The organism is Enterobacter sp. ZOR0014, assembly GCF_000798855.1.
Taxonomy (GTDB): domain Bacteria; phylum Pseudomonadota; class Gammaproteobacteria; order Enterobacterales; family Enterobacteriaceae; genus Enterobacter; species Enterobacter kobei.
Window position 1 is genome coordinate 1 of record NZ_JTLF01000080.1, and the last position, 6,138, is coordinate 6,138.

Sequence of the window (6,138 nt, forward strand, 5' to 3'; positions counted from 1 at the left end):
TGAAGTGATTCACATCTGCCGTGTCGATGGAGGCGCATTATAGGGATCCCATTTTTTAGCACAAGTATTTTTTAGATCTTTTTTTCCAACTGCTGATTTTCCGCGCTTTTCGCTGAAATCCCGCCCGATCTGCTTAAATATTGACGTATTTTGCCTTGCCTCGATCCCATATTATGATCAAAGTCTTCTGTCTAGCGCTCATCCTTAGAGGTAGTTATGTCTACTGTATTACGTCCTTATAAAGATCTGTTCCCCAAACAAGGCGATCGCGTGATGATCGATGCCAGCAGCGTAGTCGTAGGTGATGTCCGAATGGCTGATGATGTCAGTATCTGGCCACTCGTTGCCATCAGGGGAGACGTTAACTCTGTGTCGATTGGCGCACGTACCAATATTCAGGACGGCAGCGTTCTGCATGTCACGCACAAATCCTCTTATAACCCGGAAGGTAATCCACTCATTATTGGAGAGGATGTCACCGTCGGTCACAAAGTGATGCTTCACGGCTGCACTATAGGAAATCGCGTACTTGTTGGCATGGGATCGATTTTGCTGGATGGCGTCATAGCAGAAGATGACGTAATGATTGGTGCCGGTAGCCTGGTCCCGCAGAACAAACGGCTGGAGAGCGGCTATCTCTATCTGGGTAGCCCTGTAAAACAGATCCGCCCCCTGAAGGAGGCAGAGATCGAAGGATTAAAATACTCGGCGAACAACTACGTTAAATGGAAGAATGACTATCTGGATCAGGATAACCAGACCCAGCCCTGATCGTCTTCCTGCTGGTCGCGGATTAAATCGCTGGCTTCTTCTTCAAGATCCCAGCGATTTTCACAAAATATGTCTAAAGGGTCTGAACCGCCAAAACGACGTAGCAGCGTTTCCCCATGAATGGCACAGGTAAGCTGCATCCCCTGCACCAGCACCGGGAAGCAGACTGCTTGTTTATCCTCATCCCAGCTCTCTCTGTCCGGGAAGTGAATAGCCTGATTCACGCCGAAAGCTCCTGCTTTAACTTTTCTATCACCGGCTCGACTGCAGGTAACACACCATGCCAGAGCAGCACCGCATGCGCAGCCTGGCCCACCAGCATCCCCAGCCCATCGGCTAACTGTTTCGCGCCATGTTCTTCACACCACATAAGGAAGGGTGTCTTCCCTTTCTGGTAAAACATGTCATAGAAGTACATATGAGAGTTGATAAGAGAAACGGGGATTGCCGGGATCTCACCATTAATGCCGCTGGACGTGGCATTGATGACCAGATCAAATTCACGGTCTTCGAGATCCTCAAGCGCGATGGCGCTCACGCTACCGGTATGGGCAAACAACGCCGCCAGCGCTTCTGCCCTGGAAAAGGTTCTGTTGGTAATGGTCACTGCACAGTCCAGTGAAAGCAGGGGCAACAGCACGCCCCGCGATGCACCACCCGCACCAATCAGCAGAACCCGGAAACCAGGCTTGATAAACGAAAGTCTTTCCAGATCGCTCAGTAAACCAATCCCGTCAGTGTTGTCACCCAGAAGGCGGCCATCCTCAAGCCGTTTTAAGGTATTTACTGCACCAGCAAGTGAAGCACGCTCGGTCAGTTCGTCTGCACGTTCAAATGCCTCTTCTTTAAAGGGAACCGTCACATTCGCCCCTTTGCCGCCCGCAGCGAAAAACGCCTCGAGCGTTGGGATAAATGCATCAACCGGTGCCAGCACGCGACCGTAAGGGTGATCTATCTGCAACTGTTCCGCAAATTGCTGATGGATCAAGGGTGACTTACTGTGTGCAATCGGGTTACCAAAAACAGCATAAGTTTCCATGAGATTACCCCTGGCGAAAACGTTCACCGGTTAATGCGTCGCGAATTTCGGACGGATTCAGGCGCCCTCCCGTCTCGCCGGCAGCAACCGGGAAATCATTCCCGAACTGTGCCAGCACTTCTTCGGTTGTCCGGCACGGAGGTAACCCGGTCAGATTCGCGCTGGTTGAAACCAGTGGTTTACCAAACGCCACACAAAGCTCAACCACCAGCGGATGGTCGGTGACGCGCACCGCCAGCGAATCAAACCTTCCGGTTAACCAGCGCGGTGTTGTCGGCTGGGCCGGGAAAACGAAGGTCACCGGTCCAGGCCATACGGAGAAGATGGCTTCACGCTGGGCCGGGGTAAGCATGGAATCATCAATGTAAGGTTTAAGCTGCTCATAATTGGCCGCGATTAAAATCAGCCCTTTTTCGACAGGCCGTTGCTTAAGTGCCAGCAATCGGCCAACGGCCGTCTCACTGTCAGGATCGCAACCGACCCCAAAAACAGCTTCAGTTGGATAAGCGATGACTTCTTCTTTTTTCAGTACGTCCACTGCATACGCAATGGAACCTGATGGCAGGTTATTATTCACTGTTTTGATCCGCCGGAACCGGCTTTCCACATTGTTTACTGGCGCAGAAGCGTTTAATGCCTTGCGCGGTTTTCTTCTCGATGAGTAGCGGATAATGGCAATGCTCGCAGATACCCGCTACCGGTTTGAAATTGATAACGAACTGGCAGTCAGGGTAACGATCGCAGGAATGGAAAGTCTTACCAAAACGAGAACGACGCTGTACCAGTTGACCACGTTGGCACTGAGGACAGGCAATAGCCGTTTCATCTGGCTTATCAATTTGTTCTGTATGCTCACATTCCGGATAACGGCTACAGCCAATAAACATACCGAACCGCCCCTGACGCAACGCTAATTCACCACCACAGGCAGGACATAACTGCCCCTCCAGAATTTTGACGATATGTCCATCCGCCTGGCTTTTAAGAGGACGGACATAATCACATTCCGGATAGTGTGAACAACCGAGAAACGGACCGTGTTTCCCGGACCGAATAACAAGTTCAGCCCCGCACTGCGGGCAGGGCTCGTTTTTATGCACCGTAAATAGTGCGGATTTGGCCATAACAACTCTTGGTGCTGCACATTTGAATTAATGCAGCATACCTTCATTCACTTCAAAGAGTAATTCTTCCATTTGCTGATAGGCATTTTCACAACCCGGGATATTAAACAGAACCATCAGGATCACCCATTTGAGATCTTCCAGTTCAAATTCTGCCGTATCCAGCGCCATGACGCGCTCTATCACCATTTCTCTCGTTTCGAGGTTTAGCACCTGAATCTGCTCAAGGAATAAGATGAATCCCCGGCAGCTGGCATCCAGCCTTTCACACTCTTCAGCGGTATAGATGCGTACTGACAATGGGTCAGAAGCAAGCTGCATCGGTTCGGCGAGGCCTTCCTGATAATCAGCCAGTTTTTCCAGCCACATCAACGCATTATAGATATCTTCCCGCTCAAACCCCGCATCGGTAAGATCCTGTGTCAATTTGTCCTGATCCACTCGCATTTCTGCTTCGTTATGGATGTAAGTCTCAAACAAATACATCAGTACGTCGAACATGGCATGCCCTCCTTAATCGGACATAGCCGCCGGGTACAGCTGCGATCCACCCTGCTAACTCCAGTTCGAGTAGCTGTGCTACCGTTACTGGCACAGGTTGGCCGGCACGTTCAGCGACAACGTCAACAGGTGTTACCTCATCTCCTACGTTAGCCAGGAGCTTAGGAAATGGCAATGCCACCTTTCCCTGATCTGACGAATAATGTCGCTTTTCGGGATCTTCCTTCAGCCATTGCAACCCATGTTGCAAATTTTCAAGAATATCCCCTACCTCGGTTACAGGCGTTGCGCCCTGCTTTATCAGCCAGTGTGGCCCTTCGCAGCCGGGGTTACCTATCGGACCGGGCAAGGCGAAAACCTCCCGCCCCTGCTCAAGTGCGCACCGGGCCGTGACCAGAGAGCCGCTTCGCACTGCCGCTTCAACGACCAAGACGCCCTGGCTTAACCCGCTGATAATCCGATTACGGCGCGGAAAGTTTGCCGGTCGGGGCTGTGCCGAGAGAGGAAACTCAGACACTATCGCCCCGTCAGATTCAATAATCTGCATCGCCAGAGCCTGATGCCGACGGGGATAAACGCTAAACAGGCCGTTCCCCAGCACGGCCACGCTACGTCCTTTTGCGGACAGCGCAGCGTGATGGGCGACACCGTCAATACCGCAGGCCAACCCACTGGTGATTGTGAAATCGCTTTGTGAAAGCTGTTCGCACAGGATTTTCCCCCACCGCTCACCGTACCATGACGGCGCCCGACTCCCCACCACAGCCAGTTGGACAGTATTAAGTGTCGCTAAGTTACCTTTTACACATAATGCCCCAGGATAATCGGGAATCGTTCGCAGCAAAGGGGGATAAAAGGGATGGTTTGCCGTCAACAAATGATTTCCCGGCATTTCAAGCCACTTAAGGCTTCGCTCCAGTTCACTTTCCTCTAAGGCAAAGAACCGGCTAGCCTGTTTTGCTGACAGCCCGGCGTCTATGACAGCAGGAACATCTATATTTGTCTGCTTGTGCAACCGTGCAGCGGCTTCCAGCATCCCATCACCACACAGAGAACCCGTGTGGATAAGCCGTAACCATATCTCGGTAGACGTCATCCTTTCCCCCTGCCATAAGCGGCCTGCGCAATCATTGCGATTGGTCACTGATGCTGTCAATCGACCGGGGATTTGTCTAGAATAGAAGTAATATTCTTATCAACTCCTGAACACGACTCTGGAAATTTATGGCAGTTTTGCAAGTGTTACATATTCCGGACGAGCGCCTTCGCATCGTCGCTGAACCGGTTAAAGAAGTGAATGCAGAAATTCAGCGTATCGTCGATGATATGTTCGATACCATGTACGCTGAAGAAGGCATTGGCCTGGCGGCGACCCAGGTAGACATTCACAAGCGTATTATCGTGATCGACGTTTCTGAAAATCGCGATGAGCGTCTGGTGCTGATTAACCCTGAGTTGCTTGAAAAGAGCGGCGAAACGGGTATCGAGGAAGGCTGTTTGTCCATTCCTGAACAGCGCGCTTTGGTGCCACGTGCCGAAAAAGTGAAAATTCGCGCCCTGGATCGTGACGGTAATCCGTTCGAACTGGAAGCAGACGACCTGCTGGCGATTTGTATTCAGCATGAGATGGATCATCTGGTCGGTAAACTGTTTATCGATTACCTCTCGCCGCTGAAACAGCAGCGTATTCGTCAGAAAGTAGAGAAACTGGATCGTTTGCGCTCTCGCGCATAACGTCCCCCCGGATACAAGGATCATCGTGTCTAAAACACTACGTATTATCTTCGCGGGAACCCCTGATTTTGCAGCGCGTCATCTTGACGCGCTGTTATCTTCTGGTCACCAGGTTGTTGGCGTCTTTACCCAGCCGGACCGCCCGGCAGGTCGCGGTAAAAAACTGATGCCGAGCCCCGTAAAGGTGCTGGCAGAAGAGCATGGGCTACCCGTTTTCCAGCCCGCCTCCTTACGCCCTCAGGAAAACCAGCAGCTGGTTGCTGACCTGAATGCCGACGTAATGGTGGTGGTGGCGTATGGTTTAATTCTGCCAAAAGCCGTGCTTGATATGCCTCGCCTGGGCTGTATCAACGTGCATGGTTCCCTGCTCCCGCGTTGGCGTGGTGCGGCACCTATACAGCGCTCCCTGTGGGCGGGTGATGCTGAAACCGGCGTGACAATCATGAAGATGGATGTAGGTTTAGACACGGGCGACATGCTGTATAAGTTGACGTGTCCCATTACGGCAGAAGATACCAGCGCTACGCTGTATGACAAGCTGGCAGATCTCGGCCCACAAGGGCTCATTAAGACCTTACAGCAGCTTGCTGACAATACGGCGAAGCCTGAGGTTCAGGATGAGTCTCTCGTCACCTACGCCGAAAAACTGAGCAAAGAAGAAGCCCGGATCGACTGGTCTCTCTCCGCCGCTCAACTTGAACGCTGCATCCGCGCCTTCAATCCATGGCCAATGAGCTGGCTGATGATTGATGAGCAGCCCGTGAAAGTCTGGAAAGCGTCAGTGATAAACAGCGTCACAGCAGCTGAACCCGGTACGATTATCGACGCCAGCAAGAACGGAATTCAGGTTGCGACTGCAGAAGGGATCCTGAATCTTGAGTCGTTACAACCGGCCGGTAAGAAAGCCATGAGTGCACAGGATCTGTTAAATTCCCGTCGCGAATGGTTTATACCGGGCAATCGCCTTGC

General features: G+C 51.8%; 9 protein-coding genes. 3 read left to right on the plus strand and 6 right to left on the minus strand.

What is annotated here, in order from left to right; all coding sequences use genetic code 11:
- Positions 1-216: 216 nt before the first annotated feature.
- Positions 217-771: a gamma carbonic anhydrase family protein gene (locus L977_RS03395; RefSeq protein ID WP_047624747.1), complete on the plus strand. Its 555-nt coding sequence runs from the start codon at positions 217-219 to the stop codon at positions 769-771.
- Here the strand turns inward: L977_RS03395 and L977_RS03400 are convergent.
- The 6 genes from L977_RS03400 to dprA are packed head-to-tail and all read right to left on the minus strand — an operon-like array spanning position 747 to position 4,531.
- A complete protein-coding gene (locus L977_RS03400; RefSeq protein WP_047624748.1) occupies positions 747-995 on the minus strand; it encodes a DUF1488 domain-containing protein in 249 nt (82 codons plus the stop codon). The genes L977_RS03395 and L977_RS03400 overlap by 25 nt on opposite strands.
- Positions 992-1,810, minus strand: coding sequence for a shikimate dehydrogenase (aroE, locus tag L977_RS03405; RefSeq protein ID WP_014885457.1), 819 nt, complete (start codon positions 1,808-1,810; stop codon positions 992-994). Before aroE ends, L977_RS03400 begins: the two co-directional genes overlap by 4 nt.
- Positions 1,811-1,814: 4 nt before the next feature.
- Positions 1,815-2,387 (minus strand): L-threonylcarbamoyladenylate synthase type 1 TsaC, encoded by a 573-nt coding sequence (gene tsaC / locus L977_RS03410; protein WP_023337875.1) that lies wholly within the window; start codon positions 2,385-2,387, stop codon positions 1,815-1,817.
- Positions 2,380-2,934, minus strand: a complete 555-nt coding sequence (locus L977_RS03415; protein ID WP_047624750.1) for a DNA topoisomerase family protein — start codon at positions 2,932-2,934, stop codon at positions 2,380-2,382. The genes tsaC and L977_RS03415 overlap by 8 nt, the downstream gene beginning before the upstream one ends.
- Positions 2,935-2,961: 27 nt before the next feature.
- Complete coding sequence (smg, locus tag L977_RS03420; protein ID WP_008503477.1) at positions 2,962-3,435, minus strand: DUF494 family protein Smg; 474 nt, start codon at positions 3,433-3,435, stop codon at positions 2,962-2,964.
- Positions 3,407-4,531, minus strand: coding sequence for a DNA-protecting protein DprA (gene dprA / locus L977_RS03425; protein ID WP_047624753.1), 1,125 nt, complete (start codon positions 4,529-4,531; stop codon positions 3,407-3,409). Before dprA ends, smg begins: the two co-directional genes overlap by 29 nt.
- A 128-nt stretch (positions 4,532-4,659) precedes the next feature.
- Here dprA and def point away from each other — a divergent pair, with 128 nt between their 5' ends.
- A complete protein-coding gene (gene def / locus L977_RS03430; RefSeq protein ID WP_006812188.1) occupies positions 4,660-5,169 on the plus strand; it encodes a peptide deformylase in 510 nt (169 codons plus the stop codon).
- A gap of 25 nt (positions 5,170-5,194) precedes the next feature.
- Positions 5,195-6,138: methionyl-tRNA formyltransferase (gene fmt / locus L977_RS03435; protein ID WP_023331437.1), on the plus strand; the 944-nt coding region annotated here is incomplete at its 3' end.

Excerpts from the sequence above, each read along its gene's own strand:
- def (WP_006812188.1), top strand. The coding sequence starts at position 4,660 with ATGGCAGTTTTGCAAGTGTTACATATTCCGGACGAGCGCCTTCGCATC.
- smg (WP_008503477.1), bottom strand. The coding sequence starts at position 3,435 with ATGTTCGACGTACTGATGTATTTGTTTGAGACTTACATCCATAACGAA.
- L977_RS03395 (WP_047624747.1), top strand. The coding sequence starts at position 217 with ATGTCTACTGTATTACGTCCTTATAAAGATCTGTTCCCCAAACAAGGC.
- dprA (WP_047624753.1), bottom strand. The coding sequence starts at position 4,531 with ATGACGTCTACCGAGATATGGTTACGGCTTATCCACACGGGTTCTCTG.
- L977_RS03415 (WP_047624750.1), bottom strand. The coding sequence starts at position 2,934 with ATGGCCAAATCCGCACTATTTACGGTGCATAAAAACGAGCCCTGCCCG.
- aroE (WP_014885457.1), bottom strand. The coding sequence starts at position 1,810 with ATGGAAACTTATGCTGTTTTTGGTAACCCGATTGCACACAGTAAGTCA.